1 protein-coding gene is annotated in these 700 nt (G+C 47.1%); it reads right to left on the bottom strand.

What is annotated here, in order from left to right; genetic code table 11:
• Window positions 1–700 (bottom strand): hypothetical protein (locus ACYVRH_RS13935; RefSeq protein WP_461257484.1); only part of this gene is annotated, 700 nt, incomplete at both ends.

The following is a 700-nucleotide window of genomic DNA, read 5'->3' as shown; positions in this document are numbered from 1 at the left end:
GCAATCTTGTTTTCAATACATATCCGTATTCCTTGCCAGTAATCGGGACGAACGCCCCGACTGAATCGCCGTTAATTCCGCTCGTGATTAAACCTGTGAACGAAAGGCGGCTGTTGATGGACGGAAAGAGAAGGAACAGGCCAAGCTCACCCGCAAATGCCGTGTTGAATTTGTTTTCGTCAGCAAAGGCGGTTTGCGACAATTCAACGCCACCGCCGACTTCGATAAGCAGGTTGTTTATCGGGACTGAGGCTTTAAGTACCGCATATTGGCTGTTGTATTTAACGTCGGCGGCGTTTAAATCAAATTGGGCGATGACTGAGGCGTTCAATCGCATTAAGTCGGCAATCGAAGGGTGCTCCCACCCGACTGAGGCAAGCATACGTTTGGAAGAAAAGTAAGTGTTGGAAAAATCAGAGTAATCTACAGGCTCCGACAAACTTGTTACATCGTCTTCCGTCATTGCGATATTGGCTCTGCTTTTATATTGAAGCCCCGTGTACCACGCTCCCGCTCGGAAACTTCCCACACTGGAATTGTAATCGTATTGAACGCCGTCAAAAAGACCGTCCACTATAAATGAAAGAGGGGCTGTGTAATTGACACGTCCTGCCTTTAGGCTTGAACTGCCGAATATCATGTTGTATTCCGTTCGGAGCAGTTCGGGTATATAGAAAAAATCTTCTTCCTTCCCGATTGA

The organism is Treponema sp. R80B11-R83G3, from assembly GCF_054786115.1.
Note: the sequence above shows the minus strand (reverse complement) of the source record. Positions and strands in the feature narration are given on the sequence as shown.